A 21,429-nucleotide genomic window follows, 5' to 3' on the forward strand; every position below is an offset into this window, starting at 1 on the left:
ACCGGAGCCCGCACCGCGACCCCACCCCTGCTGCTGGCCGCAGGGGTGGCTGTCGCGCTGCTCGCACTGATCCCGCTCGTGTACGTCGCGACGTACATCGTGATCATCGGCCCCCGGGAGATCTGGGAGCTCGTCTTCCGGCCGCGGGTGCTGGACCTGCTCCGCAACACCGTGACGCTGGCCGCGGCCACCATGGCCGCCACCGCCGCACTGGGGATCGCGCTGGCCTTCCTCGTCGAGCGCACCGACCTGCCGGCCCGCCGCCTCTGGCACGGGCTGCTCGTGGCGCCGCTGGCCGTGCCGGCGTTCGTCAACGGCTACGCCTGGGTCTCGCTGGACCGCTCGATCAACGGGTTCGGCGGGGCCTGGCTGGTGGTGACGCTGTCCTACTACCCCCTCGTCTACCTGCCCGCCGTGGCGGCCCTGCGCGGGCTCGACCCGGCGCTGGAGGAGGCCTCCTGGTCGCTCGGCCACACCCGCTGGCAGACCTTCGCCCGGGTCGTCCTCCCGCAGCTGCGACCGGCCCTGCTGGGCGGCGCACTGCTGGTGGGGCTGCACCTGCTGGCCGAGTTCGGCGCCCTGGCCCTGCTGCGCTTCCCGACCTTCACCACCGCCATCTACGACCAGTACGGCTCCACCTTCAACGGCTCTGCGGCGACCGCGATGGCCGGCGTCCTGGTGCTGCTGTGCCTGTTCCTGCTGCTCGCGGAGCTGCGCCTGCGCGGCACCCGGCACTACTCACGGGTCGGCCAGGGCGCGGCGCGGCTGTCCGAGCCCGTGGCCCTGCGCGGCCTGCGCTGGCCGCTGCTGCTCCTCGTCACCGGGCTCGTCGTGCTCGCCGTGGGCGTGCCGACGTACGCCCTGCTGCACTGGCTGGCGGTGGGCACCTCGACCGAGTTCCCCGTCGACGACCTGCTCTCCGCGACCGGCTCCACCGTCGTCCTGGCCGCCCTGGGAGCGCTCGCGACCACGGTCGCGGCGGTCCCGGTGGCCTGGCTGGCCGTGCGCTACCGCGGCCGGCTCACCACCCTCGTCGAGCGCAGCACGTACGTCGCCAACGCGCTGCCCGGCATCGTGGTCGGCCTCGCGCTGGTCGTGGCGAGCCTGCGCCTGGTGCCGCTCGTCTACCAGACCGCCCTGCTGCTGGTCGTGGCCTACGCGATCCTCTTCCTGCCCCGTGCGGTGGTCTCGGTCCGCTCGGGGCTCGAGCAGGCGCCGGTGGTCCTCGACCACGTGGCGCAGAGCCTGGGCACCGGTCCGATCGCGACCGCCCGCAGGGTCACCCTGCCGCTCATCGCGCCGAGCCTGGGGGCCGGCGCCGCGCTGGTCTTCCTCGCCATCTCCACCGAGCTGACGGCCACCTTGATGCTCAGCCCCATCGGCACCCGCACCCTGGCGACCGAGTTCTGGTCGGCGTCCTCGGAGCTGCGCTACGGCGCGGCGGCGCCGTACGCCCTGCTCCTCGTCCTCATCTCGGTGCCCGCGACCGTGCTGCTCATGCGGCAGGAGAGACTGCACCCATGAGCGCACTGACGGTGACGGGGGTGAGCAAGGTCTTCCCCCCGACGGGTTCGGAGCAGACGGAGACCCGCGCGGTCGACGACGTCAGCCTGCACGTGCCGCACGGCTCGCTCACCGCCGTGCTCGGCCCCAGCGGCTGCGGCAAGACGACGCTGCTGCGGCTCATCGCCGGCTTCCTGGCCCCCGACTCAGGGACCATCGCCTTCGACGACCGGGTCGTCGCCGGTGACGGGCGACCGGTGCCGCCCCAGGACCGCCGAGTGGGCTACGTCCCGCAGGAGGGCGCGCTCTTCCCGCACCTCGACGTCGCCGGCAACATCGGCTTCGGGCTGCCCCGCGGTCAGCGCGACTCCGGCTCGAGGATCGACGAGATGCTCGACCTCGTCGAGCTCCCGCGTGCCTTCCGCAGCCGGGCGCCCCACGAGCTCTCCGGGGGTCAGCAGCAGCGGGTCGCGCTCGCCCGCGCGCTGGCGCCGCGACCCACCGTCGTGCTCCTGGACGAGCCCTTCTCCTCCCTGGACGCCTCCCTGCGCGAGTCCACCGGGCGCGCCGTCGCCCGCGCCCTGCGGGCGGCGCACGCCACCGGGCTGCTGGTCACCCACGACCAGTCCGAGGCGCTGTCGCTGTCCGACCAGGTCGCGGTCCTGCGTGAGGGCCGCCTCATCCAGGCCGGCTCGCCCGCCGACGTCTACCTCGCCCCGCACGACCCCGAGCTCGCCCGCTTCGTCGGCGGCGCCACGCCGCTGCCCGGTCGCGCCGGGCAGGGCGTCTCGGCCACCTGTGCGCTCGGTGCCGTGACCCTCGCCCACCCCGCGTCCGCCGACGACCTCGTGCTGGTGATCCGTCCCGACCAGGTCGTCCTCGACCCGGCCGGGGTGGAGGCACTGGTCGACGAGGTCAGCTTCTACGGCCACGACGCGGCCATCCGGCTCTCGGTCGGCGGCGCCGCCCTCGTGGCCCGGGTGTCCGGCCCGTCGGCCCCGCGGGCCGGCGACCGCGTACGCATCGGCGTCCGCGGGACGGTGCACGCCTACCCCGCCCCGGTCCGCGACTGACACCTCGGTCGGCGCCGGCGCGAGGGGGCGATAGTGTGCCCAGCGGCATCGCAGGCAGCAGACTTGGAGTGTTCCGTGGCCGACAAGCAGGGATTGCAGAAGGTCCTCATCGCCAACCGTGGCGAGATCGCAGTGCGCGTCATCCGCGCCTGCAAGGACGCGGGCATCGGGAGCGTGGCGGTCTACGCCGACCCCGATCGTGACGCGCTCTTCGTCAAGCTCGCCGACGAGGCGCACTCGCTCGAGGGGTCCACCCCCGCCGAGTCGTACCTCGACATCGCCAAGATCATCGCGGTGGCGCAGAAGTCCGGTGCCGACTCCGTGCACCCCGGCTACGGCTTCCTCGCCGAGAACGCCGACTTCGCCCGCGCCGTCATCGACGCCGGGCTGATCTGGATCGGCCCGCCGCCGGAGGCCATCGAGAGCCTCGGCGACAAGGTCCGGGCCCGCCACATCGCGGAGAAGGTCGGCGCCCCGCTGGCCCCCGGCACCAAGGACCCCCTCGAGAACGCCCAGGAGGCCGTCGCCTTCGCCGAGGAGCACGGCCTGCCGATCGCGATCAAGGCCGCCTTCGGTGGCGGCGGTCGCGGGCTCAAGGTCGCCAAGGAGCTCTCCGAGGTCGCCGACGCCTTCGACTCCGCGGTGCGCGAGGCGGTCACCGCCTTCGGTCGCGGCGAGTGCTTCGTGGAGAAGTTCCTCGACCAGCCCCGCCACGTCGAGACCCAGTGCCTGGCCGACCAGCACGGCAACGTCGTGGTCGTCTCGACCCGCGACTGCTCGCTGCAGCGCCGCCACCAGAAGCTCGTCGAGGAGGCGCCCGCGCCGTTCCTCAGCGACGACCAGCTCACCCGCCTCTACGAGTCGTCCAAGGCGATCCTCAAGGAGGCCGGCTACGTCGGCGCCGGCACGTGCGAGTTCCTCGTGGCCAAGGACGGCACGATCTCCTTCCTCGAGGTCAACACCCGCCTCCAGGTGGAGCACCCGGTCTCCGAGGAGGTCACCGGGATCGACCTGGTCCGCGAGATGTTCCGCATCGCGGCCGGCGAGGAGCTCGGCTACGACGACCCCGAGATCCGCGGCCACTCCATCGAGTTCCGCATCAACGCCGAGGACGGCGGGCGCAACTTCATGCCCGCGCCCGGCACCCTGTCCACGTGGGCCCCGCCGAGCGGTCCGGGCGTCCGCGTCGACGGCGGCTACCTCGAGGGCGAGACCATCCCCGGCTCCTTCGACTCCCTCGTCGCCAAGCTCGTCGTCACCGGCCGCGACCGCACCCAGGCGCTCGAGCGCTCACGGCGTGCGCTGGCCGAGTTCGTCGTCGACGGCATGCCCACGGTCATCCCGTTCCACCAGGCGGTCGTCACCGACCCGGCGTACGTCGGTGCGTCGACGCCGTCCGGCGAGGGCGAGTTCACCGTCTACACGACCTGGATCGAGACCGACTTCAACAACCAGATCGAGCCGTACGCCGGCGGCCACGCCGAGGCCGAGGAGCAGGGCGAGCGCCAGCGGGTCACCGTCGAGGTCGGCGGGCGCCGGCTCGAGGTCGTGCTCCCCGCCGGGCTGGGCGGCCTCTCCACGGGCGGGGGCAACGGTGCGGCCAAGAAGCCGAAGCGGGCCGCCAAGAAGGCCGGTGCCGCCGCCTCCGGCGACGCCGTGACCAGCCCGATGCAGGGCACCATCGTCAAGGTCGCCGTCGAGGAGGGCCAGGAGGTCGCCGAGGGCGACGTCGTGGTCGTCATGGAGGCGATGAAGATGGAGCAGCCGCTCAAGGCCCACAAGTCCGGCACCGTCACCGGGCTCCAGGCCGAGGTCGGCGCGACGGTCACCAACGGTGCAGTCATCTGCGAGCTCAAGGACTGAAGCTGCGGGAGAGTCCCCGCCCGGGCGGGGACTCTGTCACCGTGTGACCGTTGCAACCGTCACACGGTGACAGTCTTCCCGCTCGAGCGGGGACTCATGCAAACAGATAGCGAGTGATCACTTTTTATGTGACACTCGGGTCGTGACCGCCCCTCGTCGTACCCAGGCCGAACGTCGCGACGCGACGATCACGCGGCTCCTCGACGCCACCGTCGAGTGCCTGGCCACGCGCGGGTACGCCGCGACCACCACCTCCGCGGTGGCCGCGGCGGCCGGCGTGAGCCAGGGGGCGCTGTTCCGGCACTTCCCCACCCGCCAGGACCTGCTGGTCGCCACCGCCGAGGTGGTGGCCGAGCGCAACGTGGCCGCCTTCCGCGGCCTGGCGGGAGACCCGTCCCCCGACGTCGAGGCCGTCGCCGCCGTGCTGGGCCACCTGCGCTCGGTGGTGCTCTCCCCCGCCAACCAGACGTGGCGCGAGCTGCTCGTCGCGGCCCGGGCCGACCCGGGGCTGCGGCTCGCCCTGCTCCCGGCCCGCGAGGGGCTCCAGGAGCAGATGCTCGCGGCCGCGACGGACCTGTGGGGCAACCTCCTGCCGCCGCAGGACCTGCCCGCGGTGCTCAGCATCGTCGTCAACTTCCTCGACGGGCTGGCGTTCTCGGCCCTCGACCCCGACCCGTCCGCACCGCCCGGTCGCACCGTCGAGCGCGCCCTGGAGCTGCTGGCCCACCTCATCGTCGACCGCCGCCCCGCCACCGAGGAGATCCCGTGACCCAGACCGCCTTCGAGCCCGACGTCATCGTCGTCGGGGCCGGCCTCGCCGGTCTCGTCGCCACCCACGAGCTCGCGCTGGCCGGCAGGAGGGTGCTGGTGCTCGACCAGGAGAACCGGCACAACCTCGGCGGGCAGGCCTGGTGGTCCCTCGGCGGACTGCTGTTCGTCGACTCGCCCGAGCAGCGCCGGATGGGCATCAAGGACTCCCCGGAGCTCGCCCTGCAGGACTGGCTGGGCAGCGCCCAGTTCGACCGGCTCGGCGACGGCACCGACGGACCGGGGCGCGGCGAGGACCACTGGCCGCGGCGGTGGGCGGAGGCCTACGTGCGGTTCGCCCACGAGGAGAAGCGCGACTACCTGCGTGCGCTCGGCCTGCGGTCCCTGCCGTTCGTCGGCTGGGCCGAGCGGGGGGACGGGCGCGCCACGGGCCACGGCAACTCCGTGCCCCGCTTCCACCTCACCTGGGGCACCGGCCCGGAGGTGGTCCGCGTCTTCGCCGAGCCCGTGCAGGCGGCCGAGGCGGCCGGCTGGGTGCGCTTCGCGTTCCGCCACCAGGTCGACGAGCTGGTCGTCCGCGACGGTGCGGTCGTCGGCGTACGCGGCACGGTCCTGGCCGACGACGACGCCGAGCGCGGCGTGAGGTCGAACCGCGACGCGGCCGGCACCTTCGAGCACCGCGCCCCGGCGGTCGTGGTCACGAGCGGCGGGATCGGCCACAACCACGCGCTCATGCGCCGCAGCTGGCCGACCGAGCGGGTCGGCCCGGCGCCCACGCACCTGATCAGCGGGGTCCCCGCGCACGTGGACGGGCGGATGCAGGCCATCTCCGAGGCGGCCGGCGCCACCATGGTCAACCGGGACCGGATGTGGGCCTACGTGGAGGGCATCCACAACTGGGACCCGGTCTGGCCCGACCACGCGATCCGGATCCTGCCCGGCCCCTCCTCGATGTGGTTCGACGCGAACGGTCGCCGGCTGGAGGGGATGTCGGGCGTGCCCGGCGCGGACTCGATCGGCGCGATGAAGCAGATCCTGGCCACCGGGCACGACTACTCCTGGTTCGTGCTGACCCAGTCGATCATCGAGAAGGAGTTCGCCCTCTCCGGCTCCGAGCAGAACCCCGACATCACCGGCAAGGACCTCGGGTACCTGGCGAGGACCCGGCTCGCCAAGGGAGCGCCCGGCCCCGTCGAGGCGTTCAAGGAGCACGGCGAGGACTTCGTCGTCGCCGACACCCTCGAGGAGCTGGTCGCCGGGATGAACGTGATCGCCCGCGGGCCGGCGCTCGAGGTCGAGGACCTCGAGCGCCACCTCGTCGCGCGCGACCGCGAGATGGACAACGCCTTCACCAAGGACATCCAGGTCATGGCGATCCACAACGCCCGGCGCAGCCGCACCGATCGACTGATCCGGGTCGCCAGGCCCCACAAGATCCTGGACCCCACGCACGGCCCGCTCATCGCGGTCCGGCTCAACATCCTCTCCCGCAAGACCCTCGGCGGGCTGGAGACCGACCTCGAGGGCCGGTGCCTCGACGCGGCCGGGCGACCGGTCCCCGGCCTGTACGCCGCCGGCGAGGTCGCCGGGTTCGGCGGCGGCGGGGTGCACGGCCACAACGCGCTGGAGGGGACCTTCCTCGGCGGCTGCATCTTCAGCGGGCGCGCGGTGGGGCGCGCGCTCGCGCGCTGAGTCACAGGCCGACGGCCGCCACGAGCACCTCGAGGTGGTGCTCGAAGATGTCCTTCGGCTCGGCGAAGGCGTCCGGGCCGTACTGCCCGAACAGCTCGAAGCTCACGCACCCGAACAGTGCCGCCCACGCCAGCATCCCGCGCGCGACCAGCTCGTCGGGGGCGGTGAGGCCGAGCTCGCGCCGGATCCGGGCCAGGTCGCGCGACAGCCGCCGGGGCGACACGGACCCGTCCGGCAGGGTGATCTCGCCGGCCGCCCAGGCGTCCTCCCACACCTCGACCAGCCGGAGGATGACGCGCGTGCCCGGGCCGGTCGTCCGCTCCGCGGGAGCGGAGTAGCCGGGCACCGGGCTGCCGAAGAGCAGGGCGTACGTCGCCGGCTCGGCCAGCGCCCAGGCCCGCACCGCCCGGCCGATCGCCCGCATCCGGTCGGCATGGTCGGCGCGGGGCACACGCTCCAGGGCGGCGTCCACGGCGTCGCCCAGCTCGTCGTACCCGTCGACGACGAGCAGCGTGAGCAGCTCGTCGCGGCTGCCGACGTAGCGGTAGACGGCCGAGGACACCACCCCGAGGTCGCGGGCCACCGCACGCAGCGAGAGGGCGGCCGCCCCCTCGGTGGCCAGGTGGCTGCGGCCGATCCGGACGATGTCGCGCATCGTCTGCTCGCGCGCTCGTGCCCTCGGGGTGGTGACGTCGCTCATGTGCCGAGCATGCCACAGAAGTGAGCATGCGTATCGAATGTGAGCAGTGCTCTTGCTTTCCGTGTCGAGGGCGCGCATGCTGGTGGAAACGAGAGCAGCGCTCTCCCAACATCAGGAGCAGGACATGAACGCCATCCACGTCGTCACCGGAGCCGGTCCCGTCGGCTCGACCGTCGCGCTGCAGCTCGCGGAGTCGGGGCAGCAGGTGCGGCTGCTGACCCGCTCGGGCAGCGGGCCGGAGCACCCCCTCGTCGAGCGTCGCCGCGTCGACGTCTCCCGGCCCGAGCAGCTCGACGCCGCCGTCGACGGAGCGGTCGCCGTCCACCACTGCATCCACGGCTCGCGGTACGACGCCCGCACCTGGCGCGCCGAGCTGCCCGTCGCCGAGCGCCACGTCCTGGCCGCCGCCGGGCGCGTGGGCGCGGTGGTCGTCTTCCCCGAGAGCCTCTACTCCTACGGACCGGTGGACGGCCCGATCACCGAGGACACGCCCCGCACGGCCACCACCGGCAAGCTCGGTGTGCGCACCGAGCTGCTGGCGCAGCGGGCGGCGTCCGGGACCCCCACCGTGAGCGTGGCGGCCTCGGACTTCTACGGCCCGCTCGTGCGCAACGCGCACGCCGGGGAGCGGCTGGTGCCCACCGTGCTGGCCGGGCGGACGATGCGGGTGCTCGGCAGCCTCGACCAGCCGCACTCGTTCACCTACGTGCCCGACCTCGCCGCCGCGATGGTCCGCGCCGCGGCCACGCCGAGCCTGTGGGACTCGTTCCTGCACGCGCCCACCGCTCCCCCGCTGACGCAGCGCGAGCTGGTCGAGCAGGTGGCGGCCGCGGGCGGCGTGCCCGTCCCGAGGATGTCCGCGATGCCCGCGTGGTCGCTGCGGGCGGCAGGCGTGGTGTCGCGGGACCTCCGCGAGCTGGCGGAGACGTCGTACATGTTCACGAGGCCGTTCGTCCTCGACTCCACGCGGAGCCAGGAGCTGCTGGGACTCGCGCCGACGCCGCTCGCCACGGGCGTGAAGGAGACCGTCGACTGGTGGCGGAGCGTGGGGTCGGCGGCGTGACTCAGCCCGCCGCAGCGGCCTCGTTGCGCACCACGGCGTCGCGCGGCGGGGAGGCCGTCTCGGCCTCCGGCGCCTCGTCCCCGGTCACCGTCCGGAAGACCTCCTCAGCCACCCCGCGCATGCCGGCGAGCAGCGGGTGGAAGGGCGCCGCGATGCCCGGTCGCAGCTCGGGCCCGTTGATCCAGGCCTCGCGACCGGCGCAGACGTCGTGGCCGGCGGAGACCTCGTCGAGGTCGACGTACGTCGCTCCGGCGGCCTCCGCGCCCGCGCGCAGGGAGTCGTTGAGCCGCTGGGCCACGGCCGCCGCGGACTCGAGCTGGTCGCCCGGCAGCGGCGCCGCCTCGCAGCCGTCCTCGGCGGGGAGCACCTGCGGGTAGCCGACCACGTAGACCTCCGCGCCGGGAGCCCGGTCCGCGACCTGGCGCACGACCCCGGCGACGCGGGCCCGGACCCGGCCGGCGTCGCGGAGGAGGCGCTGCTGGAGCCCTGGCGGGCAGGCCCGCGCACCTCCGGGCGCGCAGCCCACGAGCGAGGAGAAGATCCCGAAGTCGTTGCCGCCGATGCCGAGCGTGACCAGGTCGGTCTCCTCCGACAGGGCGTCGAGCTGCGGCGCGACGCGCTCGCCACCGATGACCTGCTGGCTCCCGGCGAGGTCGGAGGTGTCGGCGGCCGAGCAGGTCACGTCACGGTAGGACTCCACCGAGAGCCACCCGGCCAGGAAGGCGGGGTAGTTGTCGGTCGAGCGCACGCACCCCGAGGGGTCCGAGCGGACGGTGGTGACCAGCGGACCGGCACTGTAGGAGTCGCCGAGCGCGACGTAGTCGATCTGCTCGGGCAGGTCGCCGAACGTCGGCGCCTCGGTCTCCGTGAGGCTCGCGGAGCCGTCGGCCCCCGAGCACGCCGACAGGCCGAGGACGGCGGCCGCGAGCGCGACCGCGAGGGTACGACGGCGGGTGGGGGCTGGCACCTGCCGATCATGCCACCGGGCCGGTGACGGTCCCGGTGCCCGTCCTACGGACCGGTAACGACCGGTGGGAGCGCGCAGTCGATAGCGTGCCGCCATGTTCTCCAAGGTGCTGGTGGCCAACCGCGGCGAGATCGCGATCCGGGCGTTCCGTGCGGCGTACGAGACCGGGGCGCGCACGGTCGCCGTCTTCGCCCACGAGGACCGCTGGTCCGAGCACCGGCTCAAGGCCGACGAGGCCTACGAGATCGGCGAGCACGGCCACCCGGTGCGGGCCTACCTCGATCCCGAGGCGATCGTGGCGACCGCCGTGCGCGCGGGCGCCGACGCCGTCTACCCCGGCTACGGGTTCCTGTCGGAGAACCCCGCCCTCGCCGAGGCATGCGCCAACGCCGGCATCACCTTCATCGGGCCCACCGCCGACGTGCTGACCCTGACCGGCAACAAGGCCCGCGCCATCGCCGCGGCCAGGGCGGCCGGCGTCCCCACCCTCCAGTCCGTCGAGCCCTCCACCGACGTCGAGGCGCTGGTCGCGGCCGCGGAGGCCATCCCGGCGCCGCTCTTCGTCAAGGCCGTCGCCGGCGGCGGCGGTCGTGGCATGCGACGGGTCGACGACCGCGCGACGCTGCGCGAGGCCATCGAGACCTGCATGCGCGAGGCCGAGGGTGCCTTCGGCGACCCGACGGTCTTCATCGAGCAGGCGGTCGTCGACCCGCGCCACATCGAGGTGCAGATCCTGGCCGACGGCGAGGGCAACGTCATCCACCTCTTCGAGCGCGACTGCTCGGTGCAGCGTCGCCACCAGAAGGTCGTGGAGATCGCGCCCGCGCCCAACCTCCCCGTCGAGCTGCGCGACCGGATGTGCGCCGACGCCGTGCGCTTCGCCCGCGAGATCGGCTACCGCAACGCGGGCACGGTCGAGTTCCTGCTCGACCCCGCCGGCAACTACGTCTTCATCGAGATGAACCCGCGCATCCAGGTCGAGCACACGGTCACCGAGGAGATCACCGACGTCGACCTCGTGCAGTCGCAGATGCGCATCGCGTCCGGCGAGACCCTCGCCGACCTGGGGCTGACCCAGGAGGGCATCGTCGTGCGCGGCGCCGCCCTCCAGTGCCGCATCACCACCGAGGACCCCGCCAACGGCTTCCGGCCCGACACCGGCAAGATCACGACCTACCGCTCCCCCGGCGGCGCCGGCGTGCGCATCGACGGCGGCACGACCTACACCGGTGCCGAGGTGAGCGCCCACTTCGACTCGATGCTGGCCAAGCTGACCTGCCGCGGGCGCACCTTCGAGAAGGCCGTCGAGCGGGCCCGCCGGGCGGTCGCCGAGTTCCGCATCCGTGGCGTCTCCACCAACATCGCCTTCCTCCAGGCCGTGCTCGACGACCCCGACTTCGCGGCCGGCCGGCTCACGACGGGGTTCATCGAGGACCACCCGCAGCTGCTCTCGGCGCGCGCGTCCGGCGACCGCGGCTCCAAGCTGCTGACCTACCTCGCCGACGTCACCGTCAACCAGCCGCACGGCGCGGCGCCGGTGACGGTCGACCCGGTGACCAAGCTGCCCGCGGTGAGCCTCGACGTGCCCGCACCGGACGGCAGCCGGCAGCACCTGCTGAGCGTCGGACCCGAGGAGTTCGCCCGCGCCCTGCGGGCCCAGGACCGGGTGGCCGTCACCGACACCACCTTCCGCGACGCCCACCAGTCGCTCCTCGCCACCCGGGTGCGTACCCGCGACCTCCTCAGCGTCGCCGGCCACGTGGCGCGCACGACCCCCGAGCTGTGGTCGCTCGAGGCCTGGGGCGGCGCGACGTACGACGTGGCGCTGCGCTTCCTGTCCGAGGACCCCTGGGAGCGGCTGGCCCTGCTGCGCCAGGCAGTGCCCAACATCTGCCTCCAGATGCTGCTGCGCGGTCGCAACACGGTCGGCTACACGCCGTACCCGACCGAGGTCACCGAGGCGTTCGTCGCCGAGGCCGCCGAGACCGGCATCGACGTCTTCCGGATCTTCGACGCGCTCAACGACGTCGAGCAGATGCGCCCGGCCATCGAGGCGGTGCGCGCCACCGGCACGACCGTCGCCGAGGTCGCGCTCTGCTACACCGGCGACCTGTCGGACCCTGACGAGACGCTCTACACCCTCGACTACTACCTCGACCTGGCCCGCCGGATCGTCGACGCCGGCGCCCACGTGCTGGCGATCAAGGACATGGCCGGCCTGCTGCGCGTCCCCGCCGCGCGGACGCTGGTGACCGCGCTGCGCGAGGAGTTCGACCTCCCGGTCCACCTGCACACCCACGACACCCCCGGCGGCCAGCTCGCGACGCTGCTGGCAGCGATCGACGCCGGGGTCGACGCGGTCGACGCCGCCTGCGCGTCGATGGCCGGCACGACGTCGCAGCCGCCGCTGTCCGCGCTGGTCTCCGCCACCGACCACGGTCCCCGCGAGACGGGGCTGTCGCTGGCCAGCGTCAACGCGCTCGAGCCCTACTGGGAGGCCACCCGGCGGGTGTACGCGCCCTTCGAGTCCGGGCTGCCGGCGCCGACCGGTCGCGTCTACCGCCACGAGATCCCCGGCGGCCAGCTCTCCAACCTGCGCCAGCAGGCCATCGCGCTGGGCCTCGGCGAGAAGTTCGAGCAGGTCGAGGACATGTACGCCGCGGCCAACGACATCCTCGGCAACGTCGTCAAGGTGACGCCGTCGTCCAAGGTGGTCGGCGACCTCGCGCTGCACCTCGTCGCGGTCGGCGCCGACCCGCAGGAGTTCCAGGCCGACCCGGGCTCCTTCGACATCCCGGACTCGGTCGTCGGCTTCCTCAACGGCGAGCTCGGCGACCCGCCCGGCGGCTGGCCCGAGCCGTTCCGCACCAAGGCGCTCGAGGGCCGCACGTGGAAGAGGCCGGTCGGCGACCTGAGCCCCGAGCAGTCCGCCGGGCTGACCTCCGGGTCCTCCCGCGAGCGGCGCGACACCCTCAACCAGCTGCTCTTCGCCGGCCCGACCAAGGAGTTCAAGGAGTCGCGGGAGACGTACGGTGACCTGTCCGTGCTCCCCACCATCGACTACCTCTACGGCCTGCGCCGTGGGCAGGAGCACGTCGTCGACCTCGACGAGGGCAAGCGCCTGCTCATCGGGCTCGAGGCGATCGGTGACCCCGACGAGCGCGGCATCCGCACCGTCATGTGCACCCTCAACGGCCAGATGCGCCCCGTCGGCGTCCGCGACCGCAACGTCGCCTCCGAGGTCGCGGCCGCCGAGAAGGCCGACCCCTCGCACGGCGGCCACGTCGCCGCGCCCTTCGACGGCGTGGTCACGGTCGGCGTCGCCGAGGGGGACACGGTCGAGGCCGGCCAGACGGTGGCGACCATCGAGGCGATGAAGATGGAGGCCTCCATCACGGCGCCGCGCGCCGGGACAGTCGAGCGGGTCGCGGTGCCGGGGACACAGGCCGTCGAGGGCGGCGACCTGGTGCTGGTGCTGCGGGGCTGAGCGGGCTGTGGCCGCGCCGGGTCAGCGCGTCGCGCGCGCCCTCAGCGGGGCCACGCTGACGGTGAACCACGAGGACCGCAGTCCCAGGACCGTGCGCAGCGTGTCACCTGTGACCGCGGCCCGGCCGCGGCTGCCGACGAGCGTCATGTCCTGCACGCGTCCGCCCCAGTCCCCGTTGCCGTCGCGGTCCGCGATCTCGATGGACGTCAGGTCCCCGATCCCCGGGTAGTGGCGCTCGAGCGCGGCGTCGTCGACGGTCATGGTCCAGTCGTGGACGCCGTTGCCGTCCCACCCGTCGTACGGGTCCTCCTGCGCGACGAGGTACGGCGCGGAGCCGGCCGAGGTCCAGCCGCCGCTGCTGGAGGAGAACTGGGTGAAGGCGGGGCGCCCGTCGTAGGTCAGCCCCTGCCGCGCGGTGTCCTTGACGGCCTGCGTGGCCGCCGGGTGCTCGACCGCCATGCCGCCGTACACCTGGCACGCCGTGGTGTCGCAGATCTCGTAGTGCCGGGCGTTGGGGTGCGAGCGCTCGGCGGCGGCGTAGGTGCGCGCGGCGACCGCCTGGGCGCGCACGGCGTCCGGGCTCCACGACGCGGGGATCTCCAGCGGCACGACGCCGCGCAGGTAGGACTCCATGCTCAGGATGTTGACGGTGTCGCGCGCCGTGCCACCGGGCATGGGCGAGGCCGACCGGATCCGACCGCGGTAGGTCCTGGCGCCCGACGGGGTGAGCAGGGTGAGCCACTTCCTGGCCGCGGAGAACTCGGCGTCGCCCCGGAAGACCTTCCAGGTGCGCCAGCCGCCCGTCTTCGCGAACTGCACCTGGGAGCGCCCGCCGGCCAGCGGGTTGACCCGCCACTGCCGCGCCCCGTTGGCCGGCAGCGTCCAGGCCTTGCGCGGGGCCAGCCGGGTGACGGTCAGGCCCTGTTGCGCGGCCACCACGACGTCGTCGGTCGTGTCGCCGCTCAGCCACACCGAGATCGGTCCCCGCAGCTCCCCCCATGAGGTGCCGGGGTAGTAGAACCCGATGATCTGCTGCCACGTCATCCCCTGACGCGCCGCGCCCTCCGCGCCGTACTGCGACATCCCGTGGCCGTGCCCGTAGCCGTGGCCGGTGAGCGTGATGGTCGAGGGGCCGGCGACGGCGTACACCTCGGCGCTGCGGCTCGCCGTCGACGGGGTCGCGGCGGTGACCGAGCCGACCAGGAGGGTCGCTCCGACCACGGCGAGCAGGCGGCTGGATCGGCGCATCTGGTGCGTCTCCTGAGTCGGGTGTGACTGGCGTGACGCTCGATGACACCATGCGTCACACGGACCCACAACCGAACCCGGACAACTACACGGTTGTAGTTCGCCGGACCGGTCCAGAGCGGGTCTGGACCCGCCACGGGGTGCGGGCGCAGCATCGGGTCATGGTGGGATTCGGCCGTCGGCACAAGGAGGAGCGGCTGGCCGCCCTCGACGCCTTCCGGCACGTACGCCGGGCGGCCGACGAGGACGTCACCCGGTTCGGTGAGGAGCTCGCTCAGCTCCACGTCGACACGCTCGCGTCGCCGCTCGACGAGGCGTCGCGTGCGGACTACCAGCGCGCCCTCGACGCCTACGAGGACGCCAAGGCCCGGCTCTCGGCGGCCGGGTCCGCCACCGAGGTCGGCGCCGTCACCCGGGTGCTCGCCCGGGGCCGGCACGCGCAGGCCTGCGTGCTCGCCGCCCGCGACGGGCTGCCGCCGCCCGTCCGCCGCGAGCCCTGCTTCTTCGACCCGGGCCACGGGCCCGCGGCCCACGACGTCGAGTGGGCGCCGCCCGGCGGGGTGCCGCGCGTCGTGCCGGTCTGCTTCCGCGACCACGAGCGGCTGACCGCCGGCGAGCAGCCCGAGGTCCGGCTCGTCCGCCTCGGCAACCGGCGGGTCGCGTGGTTCGCCTCCGGTCCGTTGTACGCCGCGTGGGCGCAGGGCTGGTACGCCGACCTGGTGGACGAGCACCGGGTGGAGGCCGACCGGCTGACCATGCTCTACGCCGGGGCCACGGCGCGCGGCGACGGCGGCGGGAGCGGCGTCGCCCACGCCGCCGCCTGGACCGACCCCGGCGCGTGGGACGGCGGCGGGATGATCGGCGGCCACGACTACTCGGGGTGGCACGGGGGCGCCGACGGCGGGGGCTTCGGCGACGGCGGAGGTGGAGGTGGAGACGTCGGGGGCGGCGGGGACGGTGGAGGTGGCGGCGGGGACGGCTGAGCCTCCCCGCCCGGCCTCAGACCCGGTGCAGCCTGCGGGCGGCCTCGGCGATCGAGCCGCTCATCGACGGGTAGACCGTGAACGCCTGGGCGAGCTGGTCGGCGGTCAGCGACTCGGCCACGGCGATCGAGACCGGATGGATCAGCTCGGAGGCCCGCGGCCCCACCACCACTCCTCCGACGATGATCCCGGTGCCGGGACGGATGAAGAGCTTGACGAAGCCGTCGCGCACGCCCTGCATCTTGGCGCGGGCGTTGCCGGCCAGGGGCAGGGTGACGACCTCCGCCCGGATCTCGCCCTCCTCGACGGCCTTCTGGGACCACCCGACGGTGGCGATCTCCGGCGAGGTGAAGACGTTGGAGGAGACCTTCTTGAGGTCCAGCGGGGAGACCGCGTCGCCGAGGAAGTGCCACATGGCGATCCGGCCCTGCATGGCGGCCACCGAGGCCAGCATCAGGATCCCGGTGCAGTCGCCGGCGGCGTACACGCCCCGTGCGGACGTCCGGGAGACCCGGTCGACGGTGATGAAGCCCGCGTCGTCGGTGGCGACGCCCGCGTCCTCGAGGCCGAGGTCCGCGGTGTTGGGGACCGAGCCGAGGGCCAGGATGCAGTGCGAGCCGGTGACGGTGCGACCGTCGGTGAGGGTGACGGTGACCGTGTCGCCCTCGCGGGTCACCGACTGCATCCGCGACTGGCTGAGCACCTCCATGCCACGCCGGGTGGCGACCTCCTCGAGGACCGCCGAGGCGTCGGCGTCCTCGCCGGGCAGCACCCGGTCGCGGGAGCTGACGAGGGTGACCGGGATCCCGAGCGCGAGGTAGGCGCTGGCGAACTCCGCACCGGTGACCCCCGAGCCGACGACGATGAGCTTGTCCGGGACCTCGTCGAGGTCGTAGACCTGCTCCCAGGTGAGGATCCGTTCGCCGTCGGGCTGGGCGGACTCGAGGGTGCGCGGGGCGGCACCGGTGGCCACCAGGATCGCGTCGGCCTCCAGCGTCTCCTCGGAGCCGTCGGGCAGCGTCGCCACGACGGTCATCCCGGCCGCCAGGCGGCCGCGGCCGCGCACGACGCGGACGCCGTCGCGGTCCAGGCGGGCCGCGATGTCGGACGACTGGTCGGCGGCCAGCTGCTTGACGCGGGCGTTGACCTTGCCGAGGTCGACCTTGATGGTGGTCGCGGCATCGCCCTCGTGGTCGGCGAAGTCGATCCCGAGCTCGGCCGACTCCGACACCTCGGTCATCAGCTCGGCGGTCGCGATGAGGGTCTTGGAGGGCACGCAGTCGGTGAGGACCGCCGAGCCGCCCACCCCGTCGGTGTCCACCACGGTGACCTCGGCGCCGAGCTGGGCGGCCACGTGGGCCGCCTCGTAGCCGCCGGGGCCACCACCGATGATGACGACCCTGTCCATGCGCGCAGCGGCCATCACAGGTTGATCATGTGACCGGCGATGCCGTGCACGGCTTCCTTGACGGCCTCGGTGAGGGTCGGGTGCGCGAAGACGTTGCGTGCCACCTCGTCGGCGGTGAGGTCCCACTGCTGGGCCAGGGTCAGCACGGGCAGCAGCTCGGTGACGCCGGGACCGATGATGTGGGCGCCGAGGATCTCGTTGTGCTCGGCGTCGGCCACGACCTTCACGAAGCCGAACGCCTCGCCGAGGCCCATCGCCTTGCCGTTGGCGGTGAACGGGAACGACGACGTCTTGACGTCGTAGCCCTTCTCCTTCGCCTGCGCCTCGGAGTAGCCGAAGGACGCGATCTGCGGCATGCAGTAGGTCGCGCGCGGGACCATGTCGTAGTTGATCGGCATGGTCTCGGCGTCGTTGATGGTCTCGGCCGCGACGACGCCCATCGCCTCGGCGACGTGGGCGAGCATCATCTTGCCGGTGCAGTCGCCGATGGCGTAGACGCCCTCGACGTTGGTGCGCATGTAGTCGTCGATCTTGATCGCGCCGCGCTCGGTGAGCTCGACGCCGGCGGCCTCGAGGCCGTAGCCCTCGACGCGCGGCGCGAAGCCGAAGGCGGCCAGGAACTTGCCGGCCTCCAGGACCTGGGTGTCGCCACCCGCGGCCGGCGCGACGGTGACCTTGACGCCGGAGCCGGTGTCCTCGACGCCCTTGACGGCCGTGCTGGTGAGGACCTTCACGCCGAGCTTCTTGTAGTGCTTGGCGAGCTCCTTGGAGATGTCGGCGTCCTCGGTGGGCACCATCCGGTCGAGGAACTCCACGATCGTCACGTCCACGCCGAAGTTGGCCATCACGTAGGCGAACTCGACGCCGATGGCGCCCGAGCCGCCGATGATGATCGACTCCGGGAGATGGTCGGTGAGGATCTGCTCCTCGTAGGTCACCACGTTGTCGCTCAGGGTCACGCCGGGCACGAGGCGGACGGTGGCGCCGGTGGCGATGATGAGGTTGTCGCACGTGTAGGACGTGACGTTGCCGTCGTCGTCCTTGACGTCGAGGCTCTTCGGGCCGGTGAGGGTGCCCCAGCCGTCGACCTCGGTGATCTTGTTCTTCTTCATCAGGAAGTGGACGCCCTTGACGATCCCCGCGCTGACGTCGCGGGAGCGCTTGTGGGTCGGTCCGAACGACATGGTGGCGTCGCCCTCGATGCCGAACTTCGCCTTCTCGTGCTGGAGCGTGTGCGCCAGCTCGGCGTTCTTCAGCAGCGCCTTGGACGGGATGCACCCGACGTTGAGGCAGACACCGCCCCAGTACTTCTTCTCCACCACGGCGACCTTCTGGCCGAGCTGGGAGGCGCGGATGGCGGCGACGTAGCCACCGGGGCCGGCGCCGAGGACGAGGGTGTCGAAGTGCGTGTCGGTCACGGGCCACAGACTAGCCCTCGGCCCCGACGTCGCTAGCCTTGGCCGGGTGACCTTGTACGCCGCCTACGGGACCAACCTCGACCCCGCCCGCATGAGCGAGCGCTGTCCGCACTCCCCGCTGCGTGCCACGGGGTGGCTGACGGGGTGGCGGCTGACCTTCGGAGGCGAGGAGCACGGCTGGGACGGTGCCCTGGCGACCATCGTCGAGGACCCCATCGAGCAGGTCTTCGTGGCGGTCTACGACGTGACCCCCGAGGACGAGACCGAGCTCGACCGGTGGGAGTCCGCCGACACCGGGCTCTACCGCAAGACCCGGGTGCGCGTCTCCACGTTGACCGGCGAGCAGGTGGTCTGGGCCTACGTCCTGGACGCCTACGAGGGCGGGATGCCGAGCGCGTCGTACCTCGGCGTGCTCGCCGACGCCGCCGAGGCCGCCGACGCCCCGGCCGACTACGTCGGCGCCCTGCGCCGGCGCGCGTGCCGGTCGACGGGGCTCTGAGGCGGGCCCACGCCTAGTATTCGGCGCGTGAACGACACCGCCTCCAGCACCGCAGACCTCGCCCGCCAGGCCGCCGAGAAGCTCGCCGAGCTCACCGGCGTCGAGCGCCACGACATCGCCCTCGTCCTCGGCTCCGGCTGGCTGCCCGCCGTCGACGCCCTCGGCGAGGCGACCGCAGAGATCTCGACCACCGACCTGCCGGGCTTCCACGCCGCCGGCGTCGTCGGGCACAGCGGCAGGATCCGCAGCCTCGAGGTTGCCGGTCGCCGGATCCTGGTCTTCCTGAGCCGTACCCACTTCTACGAGGGCAAGGGCGTCGCCGCGGTCGTCCACCCCGTGCGCACGGCGGCCGCGGCCGGCTGCCGCGCCATCGTGCTGACCAACGGGTGCGGTGGGCTCAAGGAGACGTTCGAGCCGGGCCAGCCGGTGCTCATCTCCGACCACATCAACCTCACCGCGACCAGCCCCATCGAGGGCGCCAACTTCGTGGACCTCACCGATCTCTACAGCCCGCGGCTGCGCGAGCTGTGCCGCGAGATCGACCCGACGCTCGACGAGGGCGTCTACGTGCAGTTCCCCGGCCCGCACTACGAGACCCCGGCCGAGATCGGCATGGTCCGCGCCATCGGCGGCCACCTCGTGGGCATGAGCACGACGCTCGAGGCGATCGCGGCGCGCGAGGCCGGCCTGGAGGTGCTCGGGATCAGCCTGGTCACCAACCTCGCGGCCGGGATCAGCGGCGAGCCCCTCAACCACGAGGAGGTCCTCGAGGCGGGCAAGGCGGCCGCGTCCCGGATGGGCGACCTGCTCGGCCAGATCGTCCCCCGCATCTGATGCGCGTCCTCGTCACCGGTGCCGCCGGCTCGATCGGCCGCGTCGTCACGCTCGGGCTCTGCGACCGCGACCACGAGGTCGTCGGCCTCGACCTGGTCCCGGAGCCGGAGGGCTTCACCGGCACCTGGCACACGGCCGACTGCGCGGACCCCGACGCGGTGATGGCGGTCTTCGAGGCCGAGCGCCTCGACGCCGTCGTGCACCTCGCGGGACACCCGGACGAGGCCTCGCTGCCGGCGTCGCTGACCTCGCACGTCGTCACGACCGCCGCCCTGCTCGACGCGATGGTGGCGCACCGGGTCCCGCGCATCGTCTACGCCTCGTCCAACCACGCCGTCGGGCGCACCCCTCGCCGCGACCTCGTCTCCGACGACGCCCTCCCGCGCCCCGACACGTTCTACGGCGTGGGCAAGGTCGCCGCCGAGGCGGTCCTGCGGCTGTACGCCGACCGCTACGCCGTCGACGCCGTCGCCTGCCGCATCGGATCCTTCCTCGACGAGCCGGCCACCCGCCGCAACCTGTCCACGTGGCTCTCCCACGACGACTGCGTGCGGATGGTCGAGGCAGCGCTCACCGCCCCCTCCCCCGGCTTCGCGGTCCTGTACGGCATCAGCGCCAACACACGCGCCTGGTGGGACCTCGAGCCCGGCCGCCGGCTGGGCTACGAGCCGCTCGACGACGCGGAGGCGTTCGCCGACCGCGTCCCGGAGCGGGCCGAGGACGACGACGAGGCGGCGTACGTCGGCGGCCCCTTCGCGCTCGAGCAGTTCCACCGCCCGGCGCTCGGGGACTGACACGCCGACCGGGCACTTCCTGACACTTAGTACCCGCCGACCTCCCCCCTTCCTGACACGTGGGAGCTGCCGACCGGGCACTTTCGTGCACTTCGGTACGCCGAGCGGGCACTTCTTGGCACCTGGATCGTGCCGAGCGGGCACTTCCTGGCACCTGGATCGTGCCGAGCGGGCACCGTCATGCACTTCGGTACGCCGTCCGGCGAGCGTGCGTCGAGCCGAGCCCAGGTCCGTCGGAAAGTCGTGTCCACATGCCGGTCGAACCCCTGTCTTCGGGGTCTCGTTGTCGGTGGTCCCTGCTTGGCTTGACCCATGACATCGACCGCTGCACCTGCGCTGCCGGAGACCCCGGCTGCGTTGCTGCGGGCGGTGCGTGACCACAAGCAGGCGGCCGAGAGGCTCGACGTGGAGATGATGCGTCTCGGCGTGCATTGGGCCGACCTGCACCTGGCGGATCCGGGGTTCGCGGAGGCGTGCTTCACCTCTCCGAAGACGTTCGCGGGTGAGGGGTCGCCGGCGATCGATGAGTTCTGCGTGCCGGAGTTCGCGACGATGCTGGGTCGCACCAACGACAGTGCCGGGCACTTCCTGTCGCAGTGCGTCGAGCTGGCCTACCGCCTTCCCCAGNGAGTTCTGCGTGCCGGAGTTCGCGACGATGCTGGGTCGCACCAACGACAGTGCCGGGCACTTCCTGTCGCAGTGCGTCGAGCTGGCCTACCGCCTTCCCCAGCTGTGGGGTGCGGTCCGGGCGGGACTTGTCGCGGGGTGGCGGGCACGGTTGGTCGCCGACACGACCATCGACCTTTCCCTGGAAGCGGCGACGTATGTCGATGGGCAGGTGTTCTGGTGTGCGTCGCGGCTGACGCCCGCNGCAGGCGGGCCTTGTCGCGGGGTGGCGGGCACGGTTGGTCGCCGACACGACCATCGACCTTTCCCTGGAAGCGGCGACGTATGTCGATGGGCAGGTGTTCTGGTGTGCGTCGCGGCTGACGCCCGCTCAGCTGGGGCGGGTGGTGGACGAGGCGAAGGCGCGGTTCATGCCCGATCAGGTGGCTGATGCCCTGGAGAAGAGTGCGGACAAGCGGCACGTCACCTTCGACACCCAGCAGGCCTCCTACGACGGGACCAT

General features: G+C 73.0%; 16 protein-coding genes and 1 pseudogene. 12 read left to right on the forward strand and 5 right to left on the reverse strand.

The window, feature by feature from the left end; genetic code table 11:
- Window positions 1-45 precede the first annotated feature (45 nt).
- From ASG94_RS20870 to ASG94_RS20890, 5 genes are all read left to right on the forward strand, one after another.
- On the forward strand, window positions 46-1,524 hold the full coding sequence (locus ASG94_RS20870) for an ABC transporter permease (protein ID WP_200958225.1): 1,479 nt from the start codon (window positions 46-48) through the stop codon (window positions 1,522-1,524).
- The gene (locus tag ASG94_RS20875; protein ID WP_056928419.1) at window positions 1,521-2,576 is read left to right on the forward strand and encodes an ABC transporter ATP-binding protein; all 1,056 of its coding nucleotides are present in this window, start codon (window positions 1,521-1,523) and stop codon (window positions 2,574-2,576) included. The genes ASG94_RS20870 and ASG94_RS20875 overlap by 4 nt, the downstream gene beginning before the upstream one ends.
- Before the next feature lie 75 nt (window positions 2,577-2,651).
- Window positions 2,652-4,439, forward strand: coding sequence for an acetyl/propionyl/methylcrotonyl-CoA carboxylase subunit alpha (locus tag ASG94_RS20880; protein WP_235537357.1), 1,788 nt, complete (start codon window positions 2,652-2,654; stop codon window positions 4,437-4,439).
- 142 nt (window positions 4,440-4,581) lie between these two features.
- Window positions 4,582-5,208, forward strand: coding sequence for a TetR/AcrR family transcriptional regulator (locus tag ASG94_RS21920; protein WP_056928420.1), 627 nt, complete (start codon window positions 4,582-4,584; stop codon window positions 5,206-5,208).
- Window positions 5,205-6,899, forward strand: coding sequence for an FAD-binding dehydrogenase (locus ASG94_RS20890; protein WP_056928421.1), 1,695 nt, complete (start codon window positions 5,205-5,207; stop codon window positions 6,897-6,899). The genes ASG94_RS21920 and ASG94_RS20890 overlap by 4 nt, the downstream gene beginning before the upstream one ends.
- Window position 6,900: 1 nt before the next feature.
- On the opposite strand, the gene ASG94_RS20895 is transcribed toward ASG94_RS20890, so the two are convergent.
- Window positions 6,901-7,599, reverse strand: a complete 699-nt coding sequence (locus ASG94_RS20895; RefSeq protein ID WP_200958226.1) for a TetR/AcrR family transcriptional regulator — start codon at window positions 7,597-7,599, stop codon at window positions 6,901-6,903.
- 124 nt (window positions 7,600-7,723) lie between these two features.
- Between ASG94_RS20895 and ASG94_RS20900 the strand changes: the two genes are divergently transcribed.
- Window positions 7,724-8,662, forward strand: a complete 939-nt coding sequence (locus ASG94_RS20900) for an NAD-dependent epimerase/dehydratase family protein (RefSeq protein ID WP_056928423.1) — start codon at window positions 7,724-7,726, stop codon at window positions 8,660-8,662.
- A 1-nt stretch (window position 8,663) separates the two neighbouring features.
- Here the strand turns inward: ASG94_RS20900 and ASG94_RS20905 are convergent, their stop codons facing one another.
- Window positions 8,664-9,629, reverse strand: a complete 966-nt coding sequence (locus ASG94_RS20905; protein ID WP_056928424.1) for an SGNH/GDSL hydrolase family protein — start codon at window positions 9,627-9,629, stop codon at window positions 8,664-8,666.
- A 94-nt stretch (window positions 9,630-9,723) separates the two neighbouring features.
- Between ASG94_RS20905 and ASG94_RS20910 the strand changes: the two genes are divergently transcribed.
- Window positions 9,724-13,116: a pyruvate carboxylase gene (locus ASG94_RS20910; RefSeq protein WP_056928425.1), complete on the forward strand. Its 3,393-nt coding sequence runs from the start codon at window positions 9,724-9,726 to the stop codon at window positions 13,114-13,116.
- Between the two features lie 21 nt (window positions 13,117-13,137).
- On the opposite strand, the gene ASG94_RS20915 is transcribed toward ASG94_RS20910, so the two are convergent.
- Entirely contained in the window at window positions 13,138-14,364 is a 1,227-nt protein-coding gene (locus tag ASG94_RS20915; RefSeq protein ID WP_056928426.1) for a SpoIID/LytB domain-containing protein, read from the reverse strand.
- Between the two features lie 161 nt (window positions 14,365-14,525).
- On the opposite strand from ASG94_RS20915, the gene ASG94_RS20920 reads away from it, so the two are divergent.
- The gene (locus tag ASG94_RS20920) at window positions 14,526-15,347 is read left to right on the forward strand and encodes a hypothetical protein (protein ID WP_056928427.1); all 822 of its coding nucleotides are present in this window, start codon (window positions 14,526-14,528) and stop codon (window positions 15,345-15,347) included.
- Window positions 15,348-15,363: 16 nt separating this feature from the next.
- On the opposite strand, the gene ASG94_RS20925 is transcribed toward ASG94_RS20920, so the two are convergent.
- On the reverse strand, window positions 15,364-16,755 hold the full coding sequence (locus ASG94_RS20925; protein ID WP_056928445.1) for an NAD(P)H-quinone dehydrogenase: 1,392 nt from the start codon (window positions 16,753-16,755) through the stop codon (window positions 15,364-15,366).
- A 14-nt stretch (window positions 16,756-16,769) separates the two neighbouring features.
- Complete coding sequence (lpdA, locus tag ASG94_RS20930) at window positions 16,770-18,173, reverse strand: dihydrolipoyl dehydrogenase (protein WP_056928428.1); 1,404 nt, start codon at window positions 18,171-18,173, stop codon at window positions 16,770-16,772.
- Between the two features lie 46 nt (window positions 18,174-18,219).
- Between lpdA and ASG94_RS20935 the strand changes: the two genes are divergently transcribed.
- The 4 genes and pseudogenes from ASG94_RS20935 to ASG94_RS22495 all read left to right on the forward strand — a co-directional run.
- The gene (locus ASG94_RS20935) at window positions 18,220-18,672 is read left to right on the forward strand and encodes a gamma-glutamylcyclotransferase family protein (protein ID WP_056928429.1); all 453 of its coding nucleotides are present in this window, start codon (window positions 18,220-18,222) and stop codon (window positions 18,670-18,672) included.
- A gap of 27 nt (window positions 18,673-18,699) precedes the next feature.
- The gene (locus ASG94_RS20940; RefSeq protein ID WP_056928430.1) at window positions 18,700-19,506 is read left to right on the forward strand and encodes a purine-nucleoside phosphorylase; all 807 of its coding nucleotides are present in this window, start codon (window positions 18,700-18,702) and stop codon (window positions 19,504-19,506) included.
- Window positions 19,506-20,300, forward strand: a complete 795-nt coding sequence (locus tag ASG94_RS20945; RefSeq protein ID WP_056928431.1) for an NAD-dependent epimerase/dehydratase family protein — start codon at window positions 19,506-19,508, stop codon at window positions 20,298-20,300. Before ASG94_RS20940 ends, ASG94_RS20945 begins: the two co-directional genes overlap by 1 nt.
- Before the next feature lie 312 nt (window positions 20,301-20,612).
- A pseudogene (locus tag ASG94_RS22495) lies at window positions 20,613-20,927 on the forward strand (hypothetical protein); the annotation flags it as partial.
- Between the last annotated feature and the right edge of the window lie 502 nt (window positions 20,928-21,429).

This window comes from Nocardioides sp. Soil805 (assembly GCF_001429625.1).
Classification (GTDB): Bacteria; Actinomycetota; Actinomycetes; order Propionibacteriales; family Nocardioidaceae; genus Nocardioides.